We start from the raw sequence: 23,203 nt of genomic DNA, 5'->3' as shown, positions 1-23,203 counted from the left end.
CGCCATGGCAACGAAACCGCCCAAGGCGAAATCCCTGAGCTTCGAACAGCTGGTCGTCAAGGTGCAGCAGGCCGAAGACGCACTGGAAGCGAAGGAGCGTCACGTCGCGGTCGAAGTGGGGCAACTCAAGCATTCCTGGCGCGAAGCGTGGACGCCGTGGCGCATCGTCATCGCGGGGCTGGCGTCCGGCTTCGTGGTCGGTCGCGCCGACCCCATGCGCGCGCTGGGCAAGAGCGGCGGCCTGATGCAGCTGGTCTCGATGGTCTCCAGCCTGGTGGCCGGCGGCCGCGCGAGCGTCGCCGCCGAGGAAGCCAGCCAGGCCAACGAGCAGGTGCAGGCCGAGGCCGCGGTCGAAGCGACGGGCGCCACCGCTCCGGCGACACCGGGCGACGATGAAGCCCTTCTCCTCGCGCAGGCCGAAGCACGCCTTCGCGCCGCGCGCACCGCCACCGTCGACCAGGTCGAATCATGAGCAACGAGCCGTCACCGCCGTCCACGGAATCCACTGCGGAGGAGGCAGGCGAGCTTCCTGCGAGACCGTCACCGCCGCGCCCGCGTGCGCCGGCATCGGTGGTGGTCATCGCCGTGCTGGGCGTGCTCTTCGCCTTGTGGGCTGCGCAGGAGCTGATCCTGCCGATCCTGCTGGCGGCGTTCTTCGCGCTGGTCGGCAATCCCATCCTGCGCGGACTGCAGCGACTGTACGTGCCGCGCTTCCTCGGCGCGCTGCTGGTGCTGCTGGGCGGCCTGGCCGCCGCCGGCGCGCTGGGCAACCAGCTGATCGAACCGGCCGGCGAGTGGGTCCGCCAGGTGCCGCACGAGCTGAAGCAGATCACGCCCAGGCTGCGCGACCTGACCAAGCCCATGCTTGATGCGAACAAGGCAGCGCAGAACATCGCGCGCGCCGCCGGCGGCGAAAGCGCCAAGCCGGTGCAGGTGATCCGCACGGAACTCAACGAGCCCTACAAGGCGCTCACTGCCACGCCGCGCCGCGTGGCCTCGGTGCTGGCGGTGATCCTTCTGACGTTCTTCTTCATGGTCTACGGGCAGTCGTTGCAGCGCAACGCGCTGGCGCTTTTGCCCACGCGCCAGCAGAAGAAGCTGACGGTGGACATCCTCACGTCCATCGAACGCGCGATCTCGCGCTACGTGCTGACCATCACGCTGATCAACGTGGGCCTTGGACTGGCGCTGGCCGGCTCGCTGTACTGGCTGGGCGTGCCGCTGCAGGAAGCGCTGCTGTGGGGCACGATGGCCGCGATCCTCAACTTCGCGCCGTACGTGGGCCCGCTGATCGGCATCTTCATCATGCTGCTGATGGGCTTCGTCGCCTTCGACCAGCTGCTGCCCTCGCTGTTGCCGGCCGCGCTGTACCTGGCCCTGCATACGCTGGAAGGCCAGCTGATCACGCCGATCATCCTGGGTCGCAGCATGCGTCTGTCGCCGCTGGTGCTGATCCTGGCGCTGATGTTCTTCGGCTGGCTGTGGGGCATCATCGGCCTGCTGCTCGCGGTGCCGCTGCTGGTGTGCATCAAGCTGGTGCTGGCGCGCATCGAGGGCATGGGCGGCTGGGCGCGGATGCTGGAATGACGCTGACCGTCCCTCTCCTGCACGCAGGAGAGGGAACGGTGCAGGCGATTCAATCGCCCGGGCACTGCAACTGTTCGATCGTGTACACCGGCGTGCGGACGCCGTGGAAGCTGTAGCTGTTGTCGCAATGGCCGATCTGCCAGCCGACCGCATTGCCGGCTTCGTCATAGAAGGTCATCACGTAGGGCCATCGACCGGCCGAGGCGACCCCGACCATCAACAGGGCCAACGCGGCCGCGGCGATCACGGTTCTGACTCGGCTTGTTCTGCTTGCTTGGCGCATCACATCCTCCTTGAGGCGGCTGGGCCGCCGTGAACCGGGGGCGCGAGCCGTCCTGGGCGCGCCCGGCGACCGGGTCGGTGGCACGCGCGCGGCAAGGCCGGTCGGCTCCGCGCGTGCCGTCCCTGCATACACCCGCGCACGGTGGCGAACCGGGACACGCTCCACAGAGGCTCCCCGAAAGCGGCCGTCACACGACGGACGGCCCGTGGCGGAAGGCGGGCTACCATATCGGCATGCATTTCCCTGTCCGCGCGATCACCCTCGACCTCGACGACACCCTGTGGCCGTTCGCGCCGATCGGGGCACGGGTCGAGCGCGTGCTCCACGAGTGGCTGCTGCAGCATTGCCCGCGCACCGCGCAGCGGTTCCCGATCGAAGCGATGCGGAAGCTGCGCGAGCAGCTGTTCATCGAGCGTCCCGACCTGGCCCACGACTTCAGCCTGCTGCGCAAGCTGAGCCTGGTGCGCGCGATGGAGCTGGCCGGCGACGACCCGGGCCACGCCGACGCCGCGTTCAAGGCGTTCTACGAAGAGCGCAACCGCGTGGAGTTCTATGACGACGCGTTGCCCGCGCTGGCGCGTCTGGCTGCGCGCGTGCCGCTGGCCGCGATCAGCAACGGCAACGCCGATCTGTCGCGCGTGGGCGTGTCGGCGCACTTCGCCTTCCAGCTCGGTGCACGCGAGCACGGCACGCCGAAGCCGGCGGCCAGCATCTTCCACGCCGCGTGCGCGCGCTTCCCGCACACACCCGGCGACGTGCTGCACGTGGGCGACGACATAGAAATGGATGTCCTGGGCGCGCATCGCGCGGGCCTGCGCAGCTGCTGGATCAACCGTGACAACGCGCGCTGGCCACACGCCGACGTGCGCCCCGACCTCGAATTCACCACCCTCGCCCAACTGGCCGACTGGCTGGATGCGGCCCACACCCCGGAACCTCTCGCCGCATGAGCCTGCCCGCTGGATTCACCGATTCCGCCGATGCGTTGCCGTTGTACGTCGTCACGCGCGACACGCTCGCCGCGTGGCGTAGCACGCAGGATGCGACGGTCAACGCCTGGCTCGATGCGCAGGGCTTCGAAGGCGCGTCGTTCTCGACGATCACGCTGCCTGCGGCAGGGGGCGGCATCGCGGCGGCGGTGATCGGCGTGACCGACCCGCTCGACCCGTTCTCGTACGGCCATGCGCCCTTCGCGCTGCCGTCGCGGGCGTGGTCGCTGGCCACCGATCTGCCTGCCGAGGCACGCGCCGCGCTGCAGCTGGGCTGGGGCCTGGGCAGCTATCGCTTCGAGCGCTACCGCACCCCGCTGCGCGCACCGGCGCAGCTGCGCATTGCGCAGACGGAGGGCGACACGCTGTCGCAGCTGGCCGCCTGCGTGCGCGTGCGCGACCTGGTCAACACACCCACCGAGCACATGGGCCCGGACCAGCTGGAACAGATCGCGTGCGAGATCGCCGAGCGCTTCGGCGCGCATATCGAGGTGATCGGCGGCGATGACCTGCTCACCCAGAATTTCCCCGCGATCCACGCCGTCGGCCGCGCCAGTCATCGCGCACCGCGCCTGATCGCGCTGCGCTGGGGCGACCCGTCGCACCCGCACGTGGCCATCGTCGGCAAGGGCGTGTGTTTCGACACCGGCGGCCTGGACCTGAAGCCCGCCGACGGCATGCGCAACATGAAGAAGGACATGGGCGGTGCGGCGCACGCGATCGCGCTGGCCGAGCTGGTGATGGCACAACGCCTGCCGCTGCGCATCACGCTGCTGGTGCCGGCGGTGGAGAACGCCGTGGGTCCGAACGCGTTCCGTCCGGGCGAAGTGATCGCCACGCGCGCGGGTTTGTCGGTGGAGATCGACAACACCGACGCCGAAGGCCGCGTGATCCTGTGCGATGCGCTGACCTACGCGGTGGAACAGAAGCCGGAGCTGCTGCTCGACTTCGCCACGCTGACCGGCGCCGCGCGCATCGCGCTGGGCCCCGACCTGCCCGCGCTGTACAGCAACGACGAGGCCATCGCGCAGCGTTGGCTGGAGGCCGGCGTGGCGCAGCGCGATCCGCTGTGGCGCATGCCGCTGTGGCGTCCGTACCTGCGCTACCTGGCCAGCAGCATCGCCGACATCGCCAATGGCGGGCCGTCGAAGATGGCCGGCAGCATCACGGCCGCAGTGTACCTGGACCGCTTCGTGCCGCCGACGCAGAAGTGGGCGCACCTGGACGTGTACAGCTGGAACGACAACGACCGCCCGGGCCGTCCGGCCGGTGGCGAAGCGCAGGGCCTGCGCGGCGCATACGCGTTGTTGAAGCGGCACGCCGGCGTCTGAAGCCTGAAGCCGTCATCCCCGCGTAGGCGGGGATCCAGCTCTCCCGAATCGCAACGTCTCTGAAACTTGGATCCCCGCCTTCGCGGGGATGACAGCGGCGCGCTACAACCACCCCTTCTGCCGCGCCAGTCGATACGCCTCGATGCGGTTGCCCACGCCCAGCTTGCCGATCGACTCGGACAGGTAATTGCGCACCGTGCCCTGGGACAGGTGCAGGCGCGCGGCGATCTCGCCCGCCGTCAGGCCTTCGCCGGCCATGCGCAGCACCTGGCGTTCGCGGTCGTTGAGCGGGTCCGCCTCGCCCCAGGCATCCACCGCGAGTTGCGGATCGATCGCGCGACCGCCGCGATGCACCTGGCGGATCGCTTCGGCCAGCTGTTCGGCCGGCGCATCCTTGAGCAGATAGCCGCGCGCGCCGGCATCCAGCGCGCGACGCAGGAAGCCCGCGCGCGCGAAGGTGGTGACGATGATGACCTTCGTCGGCAATTCGTGGCTACGCACGCGCTGCGCCAGTTCCAGGCCGCCCAGGCCCGGCATTTCGATGTCGGTGACCAGCACGTCCGGCGTGCGGCCTTCGCGATGCAGGCGCTGCAGTTGCTCCCACGCGGCCTCGCCATCCGTGGCGGCGCCGAGCACGTCGATGTCGGACTCCAGCCGCAGCAACGCGGACAGCGCGCCCAGCACCATCGCCTGGTCTTCGGCCAGCAACACGCCGATCATCGTCCGCTTCCCCGCCGCACTGCGCGCACGTTAGCACCCACGCAGCGGTTCACGCCGCCGCGGGCGGCACGTGCACCTGCGACGCGTGGTCCGGCTGCGCGACGGCCGGGCCCGGCAAGGGCACATACGCCTGCACGCAGGTGCCCCGCCCCGGTGTGGAATCCACCCGCAACCGGCCGCCCAGCGCTTCCAGACGTTCGCGCATGCCGCACAGGCCATTACCCGGCCTGATCGCGCCACCGCGACCGTCGTCATCGATCTGCAACACCGCCCCGGCGCCATCGGCCTGCAACCGCGCACGCGCGTTGCGCGCGCGCGCGTGGCGCTGGATGTTGGTCACCGCTTCGCGCAACGTCATCGCCAGCACCGCTTCCACGTCGGCCGGCAGGGAGATCGGCGCGAGTTCGTAATGGAACGCGACGCCGTCCGACTCCAGCAACAGGCGCGCCGATGCCAGCTCCGAGGCGACACCCGCGGTACGGATACCGGTGACCGCCGCGCGCACCTGGCTCAGTGCATCGCGCGCCACGCGCGTCACCTCGCGCAGTTCGCGCACGGCCGCCTCGGGATCGCGCTCGACCAGCTTGCCGGCAAGTTCCGATTTCAGCGCCACCAGCGACAGCGTGTGGCCGAGCAGGTCGTGCAGGTCGCGACCGATGCGCTCGCGCTCGGCCAGTGCGGCCAGTCGTCGTACCTCGTCGTGCGAGAGCTTCAGCGCGGCCTGCTTGCGGCGGCTCTCCAGGAAATGGTGATTGCCGAAGAACACCGCCACCGCGACGATCATCGTCACCAGGAACACGAACACCGGATACCGCAGCAACACGACCTCCACCAGCAGGCCGGCCAGCATCGCCGTCATCCACGCCAGTCGTTGCCACAGCGGGCCGCCCGCGGTGGACGCGAAGCTGCAGGCGTAGATCAGATAGGTGTTGGCGAACGGGTTGCTGGGCATCAGCAGGTAGCCCAGCGCGGCGATCGCCAGCATGCAGGCGATACGCCCTTTTCCGGTCTGCCGATACGCGGCGAAGTACAGCGGCAGGAACACCACGATCGACAACAGCGTGGGCCACAGGCTCGGCTGATGCCCGAACATGCGGTCGGCCTCGCCCAGCACACCCAGCAGCGCCGGCATGAACAGGAACGAGAGATAGCCCAGCAGGAAGATCGGTGCCCAGCCCATGCCAAGGGACTCGGGAACCAGGCGTGCTCGCCAGCGCAGCAGCACCGGCATGGTCGATCCGGACATGGCGCGTGTTCCCTCGGCAAGGCGCGTGGTCATGACTGTATCCGCCGCCCCGTCAGCGCGAAAGCCGACGACGGGCGAGCAGGAAGAACACCACGGTAAGGCCCAGCAGCACCGCGACGTGCATCGCCGCCGACGCGCCCGAGTCGCGCCCCACCACCTTCAGCGCCAGCTGGCCGAGGTGCCACGCGGGCCACAGCGGCGCCAGCTTGGCGAATATCGGCGACAGCAGGTGCAGCGGCATCCACAGGCCCGACAGGAACGCCATCGGCAGGTGCAGCAGATTGACCACCGCCGGCGCGCCACTGCCGCCGACCAGGCTGCCGACGTACAAGCCGATCGCGCAGAACGGCAGCGCACCGGTCAGGTTCACCAGAAACAGCGCCAGCCATTGCCAGGGTGCCAGCGACACCTTCGCCAACCCGGCCGCAAGTACCGCCAGCATCACGGAGATGATGGCCGAGAACAGCACCGCCATCGCCATCTTCGCCAGCAGATAGGCACCCGGTGGCATGGGCAGTGCGCGCTTGAGTTCGAGGTAACCGTTCTCGCGCTCGATCGCCACGCTCACGCCGAAGCCGAACAGCGACGCGCCGATGACGCCGAACACGCCGTAGGTCGCCAGCAGGTATTGAGCGGCCGCAACGCCACCGCGCGAACCGCTGAGCACGATGCCGAACAACACGTAGAACAGCGCGGGAAACAGCAGCGTCGGCACGGCGAACATCGGCGTGCGCAGCGCACGCAGGAATTCGTACTTCGCCTCGAGGCCGTAGCTGCGCAGCAGCGTGCCCGGCTCGGGCATGTCGGTGGTGATGGTGTTCATGCGGCCTCCCGGGCGTCTTCGCGGGTCAGTTCGAGGAAGGCGTCGGACAGACCGGCGCGCTGTACTTCCAGACCGGTCAACGCCGGGTCTTCCGTCAGCAGGCGACGCACGACGGCTTCCGCGGCGTCGGTCACCAGCTCCAGGCGCGCATCATCGCGATGTGCCTGCATCACATGCGGCCACGCCGACACGCGCTCCACGCTCAGCGCACTGAGGCAGCGGATGCGACGCTGCACCAGGTGCCCGCGCAGGTCTTCCACCGATCCTTCGGCGATGAGCCGACCACGCTGCAGCACCGCCACGCGATCGGCCAGCGCCTCGGCCTCTTCCAGGTAGTGCGTGGTGAGCAGCACGCCGCATCCGTCCGCGACCAGCTCGCGGATCGCGCGCCACAACGTGCGGCGCGCCTCGATGTCCATGCCGGTCGTGGGTTCGTCGAGGAACAGCAGCTGCGGTCGGCCGCACACCGACAGGGCGAACTGCACGCGCCGTTGCTGTCCGCCGGAGAGCTGGCGGTAGCGGCGCTCCAGCAGACCGTCCAGGCCGGCCAGCATCACGCAGTCGGCGATGCTGCGCGGGTTCGGGTAGTAGCTGCGGGTGAGCGCTAACAACTCCGAGACCTTCAACGTGTCCGGAATACCCGCGCTCTGCAACATGACACCCACGCGACGGCGTGCCGCGAGTTCGTGCGGCGAGCGGCCGAACAGCGACACGGTGCCCGCATCGGGCAAGCCCTGGCCCAGCAGCAGGCCGACCGCGGTGCTCTTGCCCGCGCCGTTGGGGCCCAGCAGCGCGAGCATCTGCCCGCCGCGCACCTCCAGATCGATGCCGGCCAGGGCTTCGATCGCGCCATACGACCTGCGCACGCCCGCCAGCCGTGCCAGTACTGCATGTCCATCCTTCATCGCCGTGATCCTCCGTGCGGGTTGTCCCGATGCCGTACATCCTCCGCAGGCCCACGGCGCCGCGTCAGTCGCAGCCGTCACCGCGAACACATGACAGGCATCAGGTGACCGCGCGGCCCCGCATCGAATAGGCTTGGCGCTGTCCTGGCCGCCCCGACGGCAAAACGTTACTTCCGGCCCCTAGCGCACGCGCGGCCGGACTGCCCACACTTCCCCCCTTTCCATCGTCCGGATCGCGATGAACAACTCTGCTGACCTGCTCAAGGAACTGCGAATCGACCGTTCGGCCCCACCGCCTCCGCCCTCCCGCCGCGGGCTGTGGATCGCGCTGGCCGCGGTCGCCGCGCTGGTCGTGCTGGCGCTCATCGCATGGGCGGTGCTCGGACGCAGCCGCGGTGTGGAAGTGCAGACCGCCACCGTCACGGCCATCGGCAACGGCGGCGGCAGCGCGTCGGTGCTGGATGCCACGGGCTATGTCGTCGCACGTCGCATGGCCACGGTGTCGGCGAAGATCACCGGCAAGGTGCGCGAGGTCCTGATCGAAGAAGGGCAGCGCGTGGAAGCGGGCCAGATCATGGCCACGCTCGACCCCATCGACGCCGACGCCGAACGCGACCTTGCCACTGCACAGGCCGGCGCGGCGCGCAGCCAGGTGGAAAGCGTGCGTGCGAGAGTCGCGCAGACCGAGGCGGACGCGCATCGTCTGTCGACGCTGGTGCAGCAGCAGCTGGTGTCGAAGTCGCAGTACGACGAAGCCGTTGCCGCGCGTGATTCGCTGCGCGCCGAACTGATCACCGCCGAGCGCAACGCGAAGGTCGCGAGCGATCGCCTGCGCATCGCCGACATCGGCGTCGACAACACGATCGTGCGCGCGCCGTTCGCCGGCGTCGTGACGGCCAAGGCCGCGCAGCCGGGCGAGATCGTCTCGCCGCTGGCGACGGGCGGCTTCACGCGCACCGGCATCGGCACCATCGTCGACATGGATTCGCTGGAAGTCGAAGTGGAAGTCGGCGAGGCCTTCATCGGCCGGGTGCAGCCGAAGATGCCCGTCGAGGCCACGCTCAACGCGTACCAGGACTGGAAGATCCCGGGCGAAGTGATCGCCATCATCCCGGCCGCCGACCGCGGCAAGGCCACGGTGAAGGTACGCGTCGCGCTGAAGACGAAGGACCCGCGCATCGTGCCCGACATGGGCGTGCGCGTGAGCTTCCTGGAAGCCGGCAAGCCCGAACAGCCCGCGCAGAAGCCCGGCGTGCTGGTACCGGCCGCGGCCATCTCGTCGCGCGACGGCAAGCAGGTCGCGTTCGTGGTTGCCGACGAGCGCGTGCAGCGCCGCGAAGTGGCCGTCGGCCGCAGTCTGGGCGATGACCGCGAGGTCACCCAGGGCCTCGCAGGCGGTGAGACGGTGGTGCTGGATGCTCCGGCCGGCCTGTCCGACGGCGATCGCGTGCGGGTGGCCACCGCGAGCGAGGAAGCGCCGACCGAAACCGAGTGACCGCACCGCGCACCGCAACACGCTGGCCCTACGGATAAACCGCCTTACGAAGTACGACGCAGTCCCCCTTCTACCGTTCCGAGGACGTCGCGATGTCTACGCTGGTTTCGATCCGCAATCTCAGGAAGACCTATCAACGCGGTCCGGAAAAGGTGGAGGTGCTGCACAGCATCGACCTGGACATCCCCAAGGGCGACTTCGTGGCGCTGATGGGCCCCTCCGGTTCGGGCAAGACCACGCTGCTCAACCTGATCGGCGGCCTGGATTCGCCCACCGGTGGCGAGATCCAGGTGGATGGCCAGCGCATCGACACGATGAGCGCCGGGCAGCTGTCGCACTGGCGCAGCCAGAACGTCGGCTTCGTGTTCCAGTTCTACAACCTGATGCCCACGCTCAACGCACAGAAGAACGTGGAGCTTCCGCTGCTGCTGACGAGGCTGTCGTCCGCGCAGCGCAAGCGCAACGCGGAGATCGCACTGCAGCTGGTCGGCCTGGCCGAACGCGGCAAGCACCGTCCGAACGAGCTCTCCGGCGGCCAGCAGCAGCGTGTCGCCATCGCACGCGCGATCGTCTCCGACCCCACGCTGCTGATCTGCGACGAACCCACCGGCGACCTGGACCGCCAGTCGGCCGAGGAGATCCTCGCGCTGCTGCAGTCGCTCAACCGCGACCATGGCAAGACCATCCTCATGGTCACGCACGATCCCAAGGCCGCCGATCACGCACAGCGCACCATCCACCTCGACAAGGGCACGCTGGTCGAGCGCGAGCTCGCCATCGAGCACTGAACAGGCCCGCTTCTCCCGCAAGGGTGAAGATCCACTTTCGAGGATGCGCAGATGAAATACCTGCACCTGATCTGGGCCGCGCTGTTCCGCAGCAAGACCCGTACGTTCCTGACGCTGTTTTCGGTGATCACGGCTTTTTTCCTGTTCGGCATGCTCGACTCGGTCCGGGTCGCCTTCAATTCCGGCGGCGACGTGACGGGCGCGAACCGGATGATCACTTCCTCGCGGCTTTCGCTGACGCAGATGCTGCCCTACAGCCTCGATTCGCAGATCCGCTCGACCCAGGGCGTGAAGCGATCGTCGTATGCGGCCTGGTTCGGCGGCATCTACCAGGATCCGAAGAACTTCTTTCCGAACTTCTCTGTCGGCCCCGGCTACCTCGACCTGTATCCGGAATTCACACTGCCGGCCGCACAACGTACTGCCTGGGAAGCCGACCGCCGCGGTGCGATCGTGGGCGAAACGCTCGCGAAGAAGTTCGGCTGGAAGATCGGCGATACCATCCCGCTGCAGGCCACGATTTTCCCGACCAAGGGCAGCAACGACTGGACGTTCAAGCTCGACGGCATCTTCCGCGTAGAGAACGAGAAGCAGAAGGGCCAGGAGCAGATCCTCCTGTTCCACTGGAACTACTTCGACGAGGCCAATGACTACGTCAAGGGTCGCGTGGGTTGGTACATCGTGCAGCTCGACAACGCCGGCTCCGCAGACCGGGTGTCCAAGGCGATCGACGCGCTCTCGGCCAACTCCGACCACGAAACCAAGACGCAGACCGAAGAAGCGTTCAACCAGGCCTTCATCAAGCAGATCGGCGACATCGGACTGATCGTCAGCGCGATCATGGGCGCGGTGTTCTTCACTCTGCTGCTGCTCACGGGCAACACGATGGCGCAGGCGGTACGCGAGCGCATCCCTGAACTGGCGGTGCTCAAGACGATCGGGTTCTCCAACCGCAGCGTGCTGGGGCTGGTGCTGGGCGAGTCGGTGCTACTGGTCGCAATCGGCGGCGCCGTGGGCCTGCTGTTCGCGCCGGTGGCCATGCAGCTGGCTGTGAAGCTGAGCGGCGGCTTCATCCAGCTGCCGACCAATCTACCGCTGGAAACCTGGATCGTCGGCATCGTGCTCGTGCTCGCATTCGGCGTGCTGGCAGGGCTCCTGCCCGCCCTGCGTGCCATGCGACTCAACATCGTCGACGCCCTCGCGGGCCGCTGAGGAGACCGCCATGCGATTCCTGATCAACTTTGCGCTTGTATTGCTGCTCGTGGCGTGCCTCGTCGTCTGGACCCTGCTGCCGTGGTATGCGGTGCTTGGCATCGTGGTGCTCCTCGCGCTGTGGCTCGCTTTCACCCGCACAGGCGCGCTCGCACTGGCCGCCACCCGCATTGGCATCGCCAGCTTGCCGCAGCGCTGGGGCGCCTCCTCGGTCATCGTCATCGGCATCGCCGGCGTCGTCGGCGTGCTGGTCGCGATGCTCGCGATGGGCGAAGGTTTCAAGGCCACACTCGACAGCACTGGCGGGGATGACACCGCGATCGTCCTGCGTGGCGGCTCGCAGGCCGAGACCAACTCGGTCATAACGCGCGACCAGGAGCCGCTGATCAGCGCGTTGCCCGGTATCGCCAGGGGCGCCGATGGGCGCCCGTTGTCCTCGCCCGAGCTGTCACAGGTGGTCAATCTCCAGAGCAAGGCCGACGGCACCGACACCAATGTGCAGTTTCGCGGCGTTGGTCCGTCGGCGTGGGCGCTGCGCCCGGAGCTGAAGATCGTCGAGGGTCGCAAGTTCGGCCCGGGCCTGCGCGAGATGGTCGTGGGTCGGGGGGCGCAGCGGCAGTTCGCAGGCCTGGAGGTCGGCCAGCAGCTCAAGCTCGCCAACCAGTCGTGGACGGTGGTTGGAGTGTTCGAGTCCGGCGATTCTCACGAATCGGAATTGTGGGCCGATGTCGACGTGCTCGGCCCCGCGTACCAACGCCAGGCCTACCAGTCGGTGACGGTGAAGCTGGACGGCAAGGATGGCTTCAAGAAGCTCAAGGCCGCGCTCGCGGGCGATCCTCGCCTCAAGCTCGACGTGTCGACGACCCGCGACTACTACGCCAAGCAATCCCAGCAGCTGACCACGTTCCTGAAGTGGCTGGGCATCATCATCGGAACGGTCATGGCGATCGGCGCGATCTTTGGCGCGCTGAACTCGATGTACGCCGCGGTCGCCGGTCGCTCGCGCGAGATCGCGACGATGCGCGCCATCGGCTTTCGTGGCCTGCCCGTGGTCACAGCGGTGATGTTGGAGACGATGCTGCTCGCGCTCCTTGGCGGCTTGCTTGGCGCGCTCATCGCGTGGCTGCTGTTCAACGGGCACACCGTATCGACCCTGGGCAACAACTTCAGCCAGGTAGTGTTCCAGTTCCGCGTCTCTCCGGAGTTGTTGTGGACAGGCCTGAAGTGGGCGCTCGGCATCGGCCTGGTCGGCGGCCTGTTCCCGGCGCTGCGCGCGGCACGGTTGCCGGTGACGGAGGCCTTGCGAGCGGCGTAAGCCTTGCAACCTGCCGAAACGAAAAAGGCCGCGAGCGATCGCGGCCTTTTTCATGGCGTCATCGGCCGGTCAGGCGCCGACCCGCTCCGCTTCGATCTTGCCCAGCAGCCACTGCAGTCCCGCCAGGTGCTGCTGGTCGTGGCTGCACAGGTAGTGCACCAGGCTGCGCAGCGTGAGCGGACCGTAGCCTTCGAACTGCGCCGTTCGCGCAAGCTGCGCATCGTCGAGCGCCGCGATCGTCGCCACGGTGCGTGCGCGCGCTTCACCGAACGCGGCCAGCACGGCCTCGGCATCGGCATCGCCATACCTGCGCTGGATCGCCAACGGCTCGCTCTCGATGGACGGCAGCAGCGGATGCGTTTCTACCAGCGTGCGACGGATGCGCTCCTGGTAACCCTCGATCTCGATGTCGCGCACGTGGCACAACTGCTCGATCGCGGTGAAGTGCTCGCTGGGAATGCCCTCCCAGCTCGGCGGCGCCCAGTGGCGATACGCGGGCGGGATCGCTTGGTAGTGCGCTTCCAGCTGCAATGGAAACAGGGTCAGTGCGTTCAGCGTGGTCCGATTCATGGCGACGCTCCCGTCAGGTGGCGGCGAGCGCGGCCTGCCGCCGCGCGCGCCACAGGCCTTCGCTGGCGAAGATCGCCAGTGCGCCCCAGATGAAGATGAAGCCGGTAGCGCGTTCGCGGTCGAAGGCTTCGCCGAAGAACAGCACGCCCAGCAGGAACTGCAGCGTCGGCGCGATGTACTGCATCAGCCCGACCACCGACAACGGCACGCGACGCACCGCGTAGGCGAAGCCGATCAGTGGCAGCGCCGTGAGCGCGCCGCCGAACACCAGCAGCGCATCGACGCCCCAACCCCAACCGCCGGCGAAACCGCCGCTGCCGTGCGTCTCGGCCCACATGAGGATGCCCAGCGCAGGCAGGAACAGGTACACGCTCTCCACGCCCAGGCCGTTGACGGCGTCGACCGCGACCAGCTTGCGGATCAAGCCGTACAGGCCGAACGTCAGCGCCAGCCCCAGCGCGATCCAGGGCGGCTGGCCGTACTGCCAGGTCAGCCACGCCACGCCGGTCGCGGCCAGCGCCACCGAGATCCACTGCAACCGGTTGAGGCGTTCGTGCAGGAACACCACGCCCATGACCACGCTGATCAGCGGATTGATGAAGTAGCCCAGGCTGGTTTCGACCACGTGACCGGCGTTCACCGCCCAGACGTAGAGCGTCCAGTTGGTCGCGATGAGCAGGCCGCTGAGTCCCAGCATCCACGCCGTGCGCGGCCGCGCCAGCGTGGCGCGCAGCCAGCCGCGGCCCTGCTTCCAAGCCAGCCAGCCGGCGACCAGCAGCGCGCTCCACACCATGCGGTGCATGACGATCTGCAACGACGGCACCACCTTGAGCAGATGCCAGTACAACGGCATCAGGCCCCACAGCACGAACGAGGCCGCGGCGATCCACAGGCCGTTGCGGACGGAGTGCTGATCGTTCATGCCGCCGGCTCCGTCGTGGGCGTCGGCGCAACGGGGCGCGCCGAGCGCGCCTTCGCCAGCGTGATGATGACCACGCCCAGCAGGATCACGGCCATCGCGCCGAGGTCGTGCGCGCTGAAGTGCTCGCCGCCGATCAACGCACCGAACAGGACCGCGATCGGCGGGTTGACGTAGGCATAGCTGGTGGCCAGCGCCGGGCGCACGTGGTGCAGCAGCCAGATGTAGGCGGTGAAGCCGAAGATCGAACCGGCGACGACGAGGTACAGCATCGCGCCGGTCGCCGACAGCGACGGCATCTGCGTGATGCGTTCGCCATGGAGGACGGCCGCGATCAGCATCCACACGCTACCGGTGAGCATCTGCCCGGCGGCCGACATGAACGGCTGCGGCAGGTCCTGGTCGCGGCTCCATATCGAACCCCAGGCCCAGGCGATGGGCGCGATCACCAGGCACACCAGTCCCAGCAGCGACGAGGACAACTCGCCGCCGGCATTGAGCCACAGCACGCCGAGGAAGCCGATCACCAGGCCGATCCATTCGATCTTCGAGGGGTGACGACCGCGAAGCATCGCGAACACGCCGGCGAACAGCGGCATCGATGCCACTGCGATGGCCGCCAGGCCGGAACCGACTTCGGTCTCGGCCAGGTTCACCAGTCCGTTGGACAACAGCACCATCCAGATCGACAGCACCCAGAGCGTGCGCCACTGCTTCCCGCTGGGCGAGGCCACGCCGCGCGAACGCAGCACGACGTACATGATGAGACCGGCCAGGAACATGCGGCCGGCGCCGAGCAGGAACGGTGGGTAGCTTTCCAGCGCGAAGCGGATGGCCAGGTACGTGGAGCCCCAGAGGATGTAGACCGACGCCAGGGCAAAGGCGACGGCCAGCGCGCCGGGGGCGGCCCGGTCGGCGGTGGGTGCAGCGGTGCTCATGCCGATTCCTGAAAAGTGTTCCAGACGTGGGGGTGGCGGTGCGGCACTGCCTGTCTTGAACGCGGTCTGCGGAAACACAGCGTTGCATCGACCGCGATCGCCGGACGACACCGAAGGCACCGTGCCGGGCGGTGCGTCCTGGCCCGGGTTTCGGGTGGGACGCCTCGCAGGCGCGGTGCCGGGAGTCATTCGGATGGATCAAGCGTAACGCCACCGCACCGCGACGTGGTTGATTAATCCTGCGCCTTCACGCAAAAATTTTGCATGGACAGGACGCCCGTCGCACTCGACGAATTCGACCACCGCCTGCTGGAGCTGCTGCAGCGCGACTCCGCCGCCACGCTGACGACGCTGGGCGAAGCGGTGGGGCTATCGGCCAGCGCGGTTCAACGGCGCATCACCCGCTATCGCAAGAGCGGCCTGCTGCGCGAGATCGCGGTGCTCGATGCACGCCTTCTGGGCACGACCACGCTGGCAACCGTGCTGGTGGCGATGGAGCGCGAGTCGGCCAAACTGCACGCGAGCTTCCACGCGCGCATGCGCGCCGCGCCCGAAGTGCAGCAATGCTTCACCCTCGCCGGCGAATGGGACTACCTGGTCATCCTGGCCACCACCGGCGTCGCGCATTGCCGCGAGGTGGCCGACCGGCTTTTCATGGACGAGGGCAACATCAAGCGCTACGAAACGCGCATGGTGTTCGAAGTGGTGAAGTCGGGGCTGCACCTGCCCACGCGCCTGCCGGCACGTCGTCGCAAGTAGCGGCCGCGGCCGGCATCAGTCGGGGTGCCGGTACACCAGCACGGGCAACGTCGAGTGCGTGAGCACCTTCAGGGTTTCGCTGCCGAGCAGGAGCGCCTTGATGCCACGGTGTCCGTGCGAGGCCATCGCGATCAGATCGCAGCCGCGCTCCTTCGCCACGGCGATGATGGCCTGCCACGGCAGCTCGTCCTCGACCACCACCGTGTCGCACCCGACGCTCAGGGCCTGCGCACGCTCCTTCACCGAATGCAGCAGCTGCCGCGACGATTCGTGCACCGCGTTGCGGTATTCGGCCTCGCCGCCCAGCGCCAGCTGCTCGGGCGACACGGCATAGACACGGTAAGGCTGGATCACATGCAGGACGGTCACGCGCGCGTGCAGTTGCTTTGCGAACGCGAGGCCCTGCTCGATGGCGTGCGCGGACAGCGGCGAGCCGTCCGTGGGAAGGCAGAGGTGGTGGTACACGGCGATCCTCCGGGGTGGACTGGACCTATGCTGCCCCCGTCCATGTTCCGCGCCCTTGATCGGGAGCAATCGCGAGGCGCCCATCGGCGGTTCGTCGCGCGCACCCGACGAACGGCGGCCTCACGCCACGCGCTCGCGCTCCAGCACGCGTTGCTTCATCGGCAGGCCCCAGCGGTAGCCGCCGAGGGAGCCATCCCCGCGCACCACGCGATGGCACGGAACGACGATGGCGACGTGGTTGTTCGCACACACATTGGCCACGGCACGCGATGCACGTGGATGGCCGATCTGCTGCGCGATCTGCGCGTAGCTGCGCGTCTGTCCGCGCGGAATCTTCATCAGCGCGTCCCACACTTTCTTCTGGAACGCGGTGCCGATGAGATCCAACGGAACCTGCGCCTGCTTCCCCGCCAACGCATCGGCCACGGCGCGCAGGCGCGGCGCAAGGAACTCGTCGCGGCCGGCGTCCACGCGTTCGAGCTGCGCACCGGGGAATTCCGCGCGCAGCCGCGCTTCGAGTGCGGCGACGTCCTCGCCCAGTTCGATCATGCAGATGCCGCGCCCGGTGGTCGCCACCAGGGCCTGGCCGAGCGCGGTGTCGGCGATGCTCCAGCGGATCTGCTCGCCCGCGCCACCGGAACGGTAGCGCGCTGGCGTCATGCCGAGTTTCGCCGCGCCGCCTTCGTACACGCGTGAGGGCGAGCCGTAGCCGGCGTCGTACAGCGCCGCGCTGACATCGCTGCCTTCGCGCAGCGCGAGCTTGAGCGTGCCCAGTTTGCGCTGCGCCAGGTATTCGGCCGGACTGAGGCCAAAGCGTGCGGTGAACTGGCGCTGCAGGTGCGAGGCGCTCAGGCCGACGTTCTGCGCCAGCGTCGCCAGCGTGGGTTCGCCTTCGTCGAGGAGGCGGCGGGCGTGGTCGAGCTTGTCGCGCAGTTGGCGGGCGGTGTTCATGGCCCAAAGCGTAGCGGGCGCCCGAAGGCGCCCGCTATCCGATCCTTGCGATGGGTCACGACCCGGTCAGTCGGCCCAATGGCCCGCGATAGTCGCCGTCGGCAGCACCTGCGCGGACAGCTGGCGATCCGCGTTCAGCAGACGCACCGCGTCGGCCAGGATCGCCGCCGATTCGCGCAGCAGCGGGTCCGGACGCTTGTCGGCCAGCTTCTCGCGCTCGGCGTCCTTGGCGATGTCGCGCTCGTTGGCGGACAGGCCGTCGTCGAAGGAGTCGTCGGCCAGCGGGTCGAGGTCCAGCCCCAGCGCCTTGCGCTGTTCCTGGCGCGTCTTGCGCTTGGCATCCTCGCGGTCGCGCTCGGCGCGGCGATCGGCCTCATTCAGGCTGACCCACTTCTTCGCGCGCTCCTCGCGGAACTCCGCAACGTCCTGCGACCACCACTGGAATTCCTTGTCGTTGGCGATGCGCGCGGTGTGCAGCGCTTCCAGCTTGGGCAGCAGCGGCGCGAAGTTGCCATACGCGGTGTGCGGCACGGCCGAGATGCGCGTCCACGGCAGCGCGTTGTCGTAGGTGCTCTCGCCGTATTCGCTGGCGTCGACCGACACCGGGAACGCGACGTCGGGCACCACGCCCTTGTTCTGCGTGGAACCGCCGCTGACGCGGAAGAACTGCGCGATGGTCAGCTTCACCTGGCCGAAGCGCGCTTCCTCGTTGGCCGGCCAGCGGTCCAGGTCGACCAGGTTCTGCACTGTGCCCTTGCCGAAGCTCGTCTCGCCGATGACCAGGCCGCGACCGTAGTCCTGGATCGCGCCGGCGAAGATCTCCGACGCCGAAGCCGAACCGCGGTTGATCAGCACCGCCAGCGGGCCTTCCCACGCGATGCCGGTGTCGCTGTCGCCTTCCACGCTGACGCGGCCGCCGGATTCGCGCACCTGCACGACCGGACCACGATCGATGAACAGACCGGTGAGCTCGATGGCTTCATTGAGCGAACCGCCGCCGTTGTTGCGCAGGTCCAGCACCACGCCGTCGACCTTTTCGCCGCGCAGCTTTTCCAGCAGCTTGGCGACGTCACGGGTGGCCGAGGCGTAATCGCTGCTGTTCTTCCGGCGGCCTTCGAAATCCTGGTAGAAGCCCGGCAGCTCGATCACGCCGATGCGCTTCTGCGGACCGCCCTCGGTGGCGGGAATGGTGATGACCTTGGACTTGGCGGCCTGGTCTTCCAGGCGCACCTTGTCGCGCACCAGCACCAGGCGCTGCGGCTGGCTGTCCAGGCCCGCTTCGGCCGGGATGACATCCAGGCGCACCTTCGTGCCCTTGGCGCCGCGGATCTTGGCGACGACATCGTCGATGCGCCAGCCGATCACGTCTTCCATCGCACCGCTTTCGCCCTGTCCCACGGCGACCACGCGGTCGCCGGGCTTGAGCTTGCCGGACTTGCCGGCCGGACCGCCGGGCACGATCTCGCGGATCGCGACCACGTCGTCCTGCTTCTGCAGCACCGCGCCGATGCCTTCCAGCGAAAGCGACATCGACACGTTGAAGTTGTCGGCCGTCTTCGGCGTGAAGTAATCGGTGTGCGGGTCGACCGAATTGGCGTAGCTGTTGAGGAAGGTCTGGAACACGTCCTCGCCCTTCAATTCGGCGATCGACTTGCCCATGTTCGCGTAACGCTTGTCGAGCGTCTTGCGGATGTCCTCCGGCTTCTTGCCGGCCAGCTTCAGGCGCAGCCAGTCGTTGCGCACCGAGGCCTTCCACAGCGCGTCGAGCGCGGCGGCGTCCGTCGCCCACGGTGCGTCCTCGCGGTCGTACTCGTAGCGGTCAGTGCCGCTGAAATCGAAGATGTCCTGCTTGAGCAGGTTGCGCGCGAAGGTCACGCGCTGGTCGACGCGCTGCTTGTAGGTGGAGAAGATCGCGTACGCCGGCGCCAGGTCGCCGCTCTTGATCGCATCGTCCAGCTTGAGCTTGTAGGCGTCGAACTTGGCGATGTCCTGCGCGGTGAAGAACTGCTTGCCACCGTCGAGCGATTCGAGATAGCGCTTGTAGATGTCGGCCGAGAGCGTGTCGTCGAGCGTGACCGGACGGTACGCGTAGCGACTGTCGGACAGCAGCCCGTACACCAGCTTGGCGGCGGTGGTCTGGTCGGCGGTAGCCGCGCGCGGAAGCGGCGACGGCTCCATCGACCGGATGAGGTTCGGCTTCTCGTGCTCCGGAAGCTGGACCTGCGAAGTCTTCTTGTCGGTGGAACTGTCGGACTGCGCCAGCAGAGCCACGGGGGTGGTCAGCAGGAGGGCGACAAGGACGGTGGCGGGCGTGGTCTTGGCTTTCATCGCGGAGGCTTCGCGGCCGCGGGGCGGCCAAATAGGGGAACTCAAGGAGTCGAAACGCAGAATGGACCCGGCGTCAGACAACCCCACAGTGCCGAAAGTTGCAGCGACTGTCACCCACCGGGGGTGGGATTAAGCGTGCTGCGGGCCTCACCTCCGCCCATTCACGCGACCGCGTTCAGCTGGGCGACGGGAAGCCGTCAGGCACGGCTAAGCCTCGGGCTTTTCCGATCAAAGATGCGTGAGCGTGGAAACGAGCGCGGCTCAGCCGGCGGCGACGACGCCGGCTTCCATCGCCGAACGGTCGGCGTGATAGGAGGATCGGACCAGCGGGCCGGAGGCGACGTGGGAGAAACCCAGCGCGTAGCCGTACTCCTCCAGGGCCTTGAACTCGTCCGGCGTCCAGTAGCGCAACACCGGATGGTGATGGGCGCTCGGCTGCAGGTACTGGCCGATGGTGATCATGTCGACGTCGTGCGCGCGCAGGTCGCGCAGGGTGCCCTGCACCTGCTCCATGTCCTCGCCCAGGCCGAGCATGATGCCGCTCTTGGTGGCGACCTCCGGATGCTGCGCCTTGAACTTCTTCAGCAGCGTCAGCGACCACTGGTAATCCGCGCCCGGACGCACGTTGCGGTACAGCTCCGGCACGGTTTCGACGTTGTGGTTGAACACGTCCGGCGGGTTGGTCGCCAGGATTTCCAGCGCGCGCTCCATGCGGCCCTTGCCGCGGAAGTCGGGCGTGAGGACCTCGATCTTCGTGCGCGGGCTGTGCTCGCGGATCGCGGCGATGCAATCGACGAAATGCTGGGCGCCGCCGTCGCGCAGGTCGTCACGGTCGACGCTGGTCACCACCACGTACTTCAGGCGCATGTCGGCAACGGTCGTCGCCAGGTTCAGCGGTTCGGTCGGATCCGGCGGCTTCGGCCGGCCGTGGGCGACATCGCAGAAGCTGCAGCGGCGGGTGCAGACCTCGCCCAGGATCATGAACGTGGCGGTGCCGTGGCTGAAGCACTCGTGGATGTTCGGGCAGCTGGCTTCCTCGCACACGGTGACCAGGCGGTTCTCGCGCAGCTTGGCCTTGAGCTGCTGCACCGAGTTGCCCGAGGGAATGCGCACGCGGATCCACGACGGCTTGCGCAGCACGGGGGCGTCGGCGAACTGCACCGGCGAGCGCGCGATCTTGTCGCCCGCCACCTGCTTCACACCGGGCTGCAGCGTGGACGGCGCGTCACCGCCGCTCACCACCGCGAGCGGAATGGTCTTGGGGGCGGACTCGGTCATGTCGGGCGTGGATCTCTGGAGCGGCGGCTCCGTGGGCGGAGCGCGTCGGGAAGGGTTCTAGAACGTCGGCGGCGGGGCCGCCTCGACCTGCAGACCGAACTGGCGCGCCACGTGCCCGATGAGCACCGGCTTGACCGCCTCCAGCCCGGAAGGGCCGCCCAAGTCTAGCATCGAGGTCACCTGAAGCCCCTGGTATCCGCACGGATTGATGCGCTGGAAGGGCTCCAGGTCCATGGCGATGTTGAAGGCCAGCCCATGGAACGTGCATCCGCGACGCACGCGGATGCCGAGCGCGCCGATCTTCGCGCCGTTCACGTACACGCCGGGCGCGCCGTCCAGGCGTTCGGCATGGATGTTCCAGTCGGCCAGGGTGTCGATCATCGCCTGCTCGATGCGATGCACGTAGTCCTTCACGCCGACCTTGAGGCGCTTCAGGTCCAGCAGCGGGTACAGCACGATCTGGCCCGGGCCGTGGTACGTGACCTGGCCGCCGCGGTCGACATGGATGACCGGGATATCGCCCGGGAACAGCACGTGCTCGTCCTTGCCCGCCTGGCCGAGGGTGAAGACGGGATCGTGCTCGACCAGCCACAGCTCGTCGGGCGTGTCAGCGGTGCGGGCGTCGGTGAAGGCCTGCATGGCATGCCAGACGGGCTCGTAGGTGCGCCGGCCCAGGTCGCGCACCTGCGTCGGCGGCAGCGCGGGCGGTGTCTCCGGCGAAACCCCGACCGGATCGCTCAGAGCGTCCACTTCACTTCCGGATGATCGCGCAGCACCTGGTGCGCCTGGTCGTACTGCTCGCGGCTCTGGGCGCGGAAGGTGATGCGGACCGAGACGTAACGGCCGTTGCTGGACAACTTCCAGTTGACGGTTTCCTGCACCACTTCGATGCCGGCGTCCATCAGCAGCGTCGGCAGCACCGTTTCCAGGTCCTTCTCGGCCGCGCCCATGGCGCTGAGCTCGAAGGTGCCCGGGAACTGGAAGCCGTGGTCCGGGTTGTCGGATTTGATTTCCATGGCGGTCATTATGGGTCCGCCGCCCAGTGAACCCAAGGCATCGCAATCTCCCGGAATGCGGAGGGCATGGCCCGCCGCGGGCATCGATCCCGGGCAGGTGGACTCAGGAATCGCGGGGATCCCGCTTGGACAGCTCCAGCAGCGTGGAGGAGACCCAACCCTTGTTGCCGAACTCGTCCTCAGCCTCCCACATCACGCCGTCCTTGTTGCCGGTGGGGTACAGCATCATCCCCGCATCGAGCCCACGCACGACCTTGGTACCGGCCGCCGTGGTGAACAGGCGCGCCGGCTTGATGACGGTAACCGCCCGTTGTGCGTTGTCTGCCGACGGAGCACCGTTACGTCCACGCATCTGCTCGACCAGGCCCGCGTAGGCTTGCAGATACGCGAGCGCGATTACGCGACCGATCTCGGTGTTGGTGTATCCGGACAGGCCGATGCCCCCCGGCCGCGTGCCGTGCCACAAGGTGGCTCCGCCCAGGCTGACATCGCTCTTCTTTGCGCTGCCGTCCACCGTTGCGACCTGCTCCGAAGATCGGACATCGGTCAGGGTAAGCACGACGTCGGCGGTCTTTTTGCGGAAGTCCATGCTTGCGAGGATCGAGCCCGCATCGCCGCCAACCACCGCGCCCAGCAGGCCTGCGACCAGGCTTGCACCCCCTGCGTTTTCGTTCCTGGCGACCAGGTCCGGCACCAGCACATAGTCGGCGGCCCTGACCTGCCCTTTGCCGACGTTGGACTGCGCACGCAGCTCACCGCCATAAGAGAGTTCGCGCTCGGCAAGCGCTGCATCCAGTCCCGCACCCCGGTCCACCAGAGTGAAGCAGCCGGACTGGTTGACGAAGGCCTTGATCAGCTTTGAAGGCGCCGGAAGCTGTTGCCCGGACCACCAGTCGACGGAGTCCTCCGGTTCGATCACCGAAATACTGCCGAGCCGGGTGTCGCAGACGGGCATGTCGACTCTCTTTGCACCCTCGCGATCCGCGCCGGCCAGCGCGGGACCTGTGCCCAGCAGAACGCTCAACCCCAACGTACCCGCAGCTACGACGACATGCGTCTTACCGCCTTTCATAACCCGCTCCACGTAATGAATGCCGTGCCGGCACCGTGAACCCGATGCATCGGGACGCGCTCGCCAACCTCATGAGCCATGCAGTCGCCTGGCTCGAAGCTGATCAAAACATTTGGGGCGGTAGCACTCTCTAGGACTTCTCCCATTCGCACGTCGGCATGGACACGATGGGATGACGGTCGGGCAAAAAGGAAGGGCCGGCATGTGCCGGCC

Annotated in this window: 24 protein-coding genes; 9 read left to right on the top strand and 15 right to left on the bottom strand. The window is 67.9% G+C overall.

Features of this window, described 5'->3' with window-relative positions:
• Positions 1–4: 4 nt before the first annotated feature.
• On the top strand, positions 5–472 hold the full coding sequence (locus QLQ15_RS06430; protein ID WP_283212005.1) for a hypothetical protein: 468 nt from the start codon (positions 5–7) through the stop codon (positions 470–472).
• Positions 469–1,587 (top strand): AI-2E family transporter, encoded by a 1,119-nt coding sequence (locus tag QLQ15_RS06425; protein WP_283212004.1) that lies wholly within the window; start codon positions 469–471, stop codon positions 1,585–1,587. Before QLQ15_RS06430 ends, QLQ15_RS06425 begins: the two co-directional genes overlap by 4 nt.
• Before the next feature lie 49 nt (positions 1,588–1,636).
• Here QLQ15_RS06425 and QLQ15_RS06420 read toward each other — a convergent pair whose 3' ends face one another.
• Positions 1,637–1,834 (bottom strand): DUF6289 family protein, encoded by a 198-nt coding sequence (locus QLQ15_RS06420; RefSeq protein WP_283212003.1) that lies wholly within the window; start codon positions 1,832–1,834, stop codon positions 1,637–1,639.
• Positions 1,835–2,103: 269 nt separating this feature from the next.
• Here QLQ15_RS06420 and QLQ15_RS06415 point away from each other — a divergent pair, with 269 nt between their 5' ends.
• Both QLQ15_RS06415 and QLQ15_RS06410 read left to right on the top strand, forming a co-directional pair.
• On the top strand, positions 2,104–2,820 hold the full coding sequence (locus QLQ15_RS06415; protein ID WP_283212002.1) for an HAD-IA family hydrolase: 717 nt from the start codon (positions 2,104–2,106) through the stop codon (positions 2,818–2,820).
• On the top strand, positions 2,817–4,190 hold the full coding sequence (locus QLQ15_RS06410; protein WP_283212001.1) for a leucyl aminopeptidase family protein: 1,374 nt from the start codon (positions 2,817–2,819) through the stop codon (positions 4,188–4,190). The genes QLQ15_RS06415 and QLQ15_RS06410 overlap by 4 nt, the downstream gene beginning before the upstream one ends.
• A gap of 102 nt (positions 4,191–4,292) precedes the next feature.
• On the opposite strand, the gene QLQ15_RS06405 is transcribed toward QLQ15_RS06410, so the two are convergent.
• The 4 genes from QLQ15_RS06405 to QLQ15_RS06390 are packed head-to-tail and all read right to left on the bottom strand — an operon-like array spanning position 4,293 to position 7,884.
• Positions 4,293–4,910: a response regulator transcription factor gene (locus QLQ15_RS06405; RefSeq protein WP_283212000.1), complete on the bottom strand. Its 618-nt coding sequence runs from the start codon at positions 4,908–4,910 to the stop codon at positions 4,293–4,295.
• A 49-nt stretch (positions 4,911–4,959) separates the two neighbouring features.
• Complete coding sequence (locus QLQ15_RS06400) at positions 4,960–6,189, bottom strand: sensor histidine kinase (RefSeq protein ID WP_283211999.1); 1,230 nt, start codon at positions 6,187–6,189, stop codon at positions 4,960–4,962.
• Positions 6,190–6,208: 19 nt separating this feature from the next.
• The gene (locus tag QLQ15_RS06395; protein ID WP_283211998.1) at positions 6,209–6,979 is read right to left on the bottom strand and encodes an ABC transporter permease; all 771 of its coding nucleotides are present in this window, start codon (positions 6,977–6,979) and stop codon (positions 6,209–6,211) included.
• On the bottom strand, positions 6,976–7,884 hold the full coding sequence (locus QLQ15_RS06390) for an ABC transporter ATP-binding protein (protein ID WP_283211997.1): 909 nt from the start codon (positions 7,882–7,884) through the stop codon (positions 6,976–6,978). Before QLQ15_RS06390 ends, QLQ15_RS06395 begins: the two co-directional genes overlap by 4 nt.
• Positions 7,885–8,122: 238 nt before the next feature.
• On the opposite strand from QLQ15_RS06390, the gene QLQ15_RS06385 reads away from it, so the two are divergent.
• From QLQ15_RS06385 to QLQ15_RS06370, 4 genes are all read left to right on the top strand, one after another.
• Positions 8,123–9,379: an efflux RND transporter periplasmic adaptor subunit gene (locus QLQ15_RS06385; protein WP_283211996.1), complete on the top strand. Its 1,257-nt coding sequence runs from the start codon at positions 8,123–8,125 to the stop codon at positions 9,377–9,379.
• Positions 9,380–9,471: 92 nt separating this feature from the next.
• Positions 9,472–10,167 carry an ABC transporter ATP-binding protein gene (locus QLQ15_RS06380; RefSeq protein WP_283211995.1) on the top strand — a complete coding sequence of 232 codons (696 nt, stop codon included), beginning with the start codon at positions 9,472–9,474 and terminating at the stop codon, positions 10,165–10,167.
• A 51-nt stretch (positions 10,168–10,218) separates the two neighbouring features.
• A complete protein-coding gene (locus tag QLQ15_RS06375) occupies positions 10,219–11,379 on the top strand; it encodes an ABC transporter permease (protein ID WP_283211994.1) in 1,161 nt (386 codons plus the stop codon).
• A gap of 10 nt (positions 11,380–11,389) precedes the next feature.
• Positions 11,390–12,694, top strand: coding sequence for an ABC transporter permease (locus tag QLQ15_RS06370; protein WP_283211993.1), 1,305 nt, complete (start codon positions 11,390–11,392; stop codon positions 12,692–12,694).
• A gap of 69 nt (positions 12,695–12,763) precedes the next feature.
• Here the strand turns inward: QLQ15_RS06370 and QLQ15_RS06365 are convergent, their stop codons facing one another.
• The 3 genes from QLQ15_RS06365 to yedA are packed head-to-tail and all read right to left on the bottom strand — an operon-like array spanning position 12,764 to position 15,121.
• Positions 12,764–13,264, bottom strand: a complete 501-nt coding sequence (locus QLQ15_RS06365; RefSeq protein WP_283211992.1) for a DinB family protein — start codon at positions 13,262–13,264, stop codon at positions 12,764–12,766.
• Positions 13,265–13,277: 13 nt separating this feature from the next.
• Positions 13,278–14,186 carry an EamA family transporter RarD gene (gene rarD, locus QLQ15_RS06360; protein WP_283211991.1) on the bottom strand — a complete coding sequence of 303 codons (909 nt, stop codon included), beginning with the start codon at positions 14,184–14,186 and terminating at the stop codon, positions 13,278–13,280.
• A complete protein-coding gene (gene yedA, locus QLQ15_RS06355; protein ID WP_283211990.1) occupies positions 14,183–15,121 on the bottom strand; it encodes a drug/metabolite exporter YedA in 939 nt (312 codons plus the stop codon). Before yedA ends, rarD begins: the two co-directional genes overlap by 4 nt.
• A gap of 264 nt (positions 15,122–15,385) precedes the next feature.
• Here yedA and QLQ15_RS06350 point away from each other — a divergent pair, with 264 nt between their 5' ends.
• On the top strand, positions 15,386–15,880 hold the full coding sequence (locus QLQ15_RS06350) for an Lrp/AsnC family transcriptional regulator (protein ID WP_283211989.1): 495 nt from the start codon (positions 15,386–15,388) through the stop codon (positions 15,878–15,880).
• Positions 15,881–15,895: 15 nt separating this feature from the next.
• Here the strand turns inward: QLQ15_RS06350 and QLQ15_RS06345 are convergent, their stop codons facing one another.
• From QLQ15_RS06345 to QLQ15_RS06315, 7 genes are all read right to left on the bottom strand, one after another.
• A complete protein-coding gene (locus QLQ15_RS06345) occupies positions 15,896–16,345 on the bottom strand; it encodes a universal stress protein (RefSeq protein ID WP_283211988.1) in 450 nt (149 codons plus the stop codon).
• A 120-nt stretch (positions 16,346–16,465) separates the two neighbouring features.
• Entirely contained in the window at positions 16,466–17,296 is an 831-nt protein-coding gene (locus tag QLQ15_RS06340) for a methylated-DNA--[protein]-cysteine S-methyltransferase (protein WP_283211987.1), read from the bottom strand.
• Between the two features lie 66 nt (positions 17,297–17,362).
• On the bottom strand, positions 17,363–19,624 hold the full coding sequence (locus tag QLQ15_RS06335; RefSeq protein ID WP_283211986.1) for a carboxy terminal-processing peptidase: 2,262 nt from the start codon (positions 19,622–19,624) through the stop codon (positions 17,363–17,365).
• A 261-nt stretch (positions 19,625–19,885) separates the two neighbouring features.
• A complete protein-coding gene (gene lipA / locus QLQ15_RS06330; RefSeq protein WP_283211985.1) occupies positions 19,886–20,902 on the bottom strand; it encodes a lipoyl synthase in 1,017 nt (338 codons plus the stop codon).
• A gap of 57 nt (positions 20,903–20,959) precedes the next feature.
• Positions 20,960–21,652 (bottom strand): lipoyl(octanoyl) transferase LipB, encoded by a 693-nt coding sequence (gene lipB, locus QLQ15_RS06325; RefSeq protein WP_283211984.1) that lies wholly within the window; start codon positions 21,650–21,652, stop codon positions 20,960–20,962.
• Complete coding sequence (locus QLQ15_RS06320) at positions 21,640–21,918, bottom strand: DUF493 family protein (protein WP_283211983.1); 279 nt, start codon at positions 21,916–21,918, stop codon at positions 21,640–21,642. The genes lipB and QLQ15_RS06320 overlap by 13 nt, the downstream gene beginning before the upstream one ends.
• Positions 21,919–22,021: 103 nt before the next feature.
• Positions 22,022–22,990 (bottom strand): CsgG/HfaB family protein, encoded by a 969-nt coding sequence (locus QLQ15_RS06315; protein WP_283211982.1) that lies wholly within the window; start codon positions 22,988–22,990, stop codon positions 22,022–22,024.
• Positions 22,991–23,203 lie beyond the last annotated feature (213 nt).

This window comes from Lysobacter stagni, from assembly GCF_030053425.1.
GTDB classification, from domain to species: Bacteria; Pseudomonadota; Gammaproteobacteria; order Xanthomonadales; family Xanthomonadaceae; genus Lysobacter_J; species Lysobacter_J stagni.
This window is presented reverse-complemented; position numbering and strand designations above follow the sequence as displayed.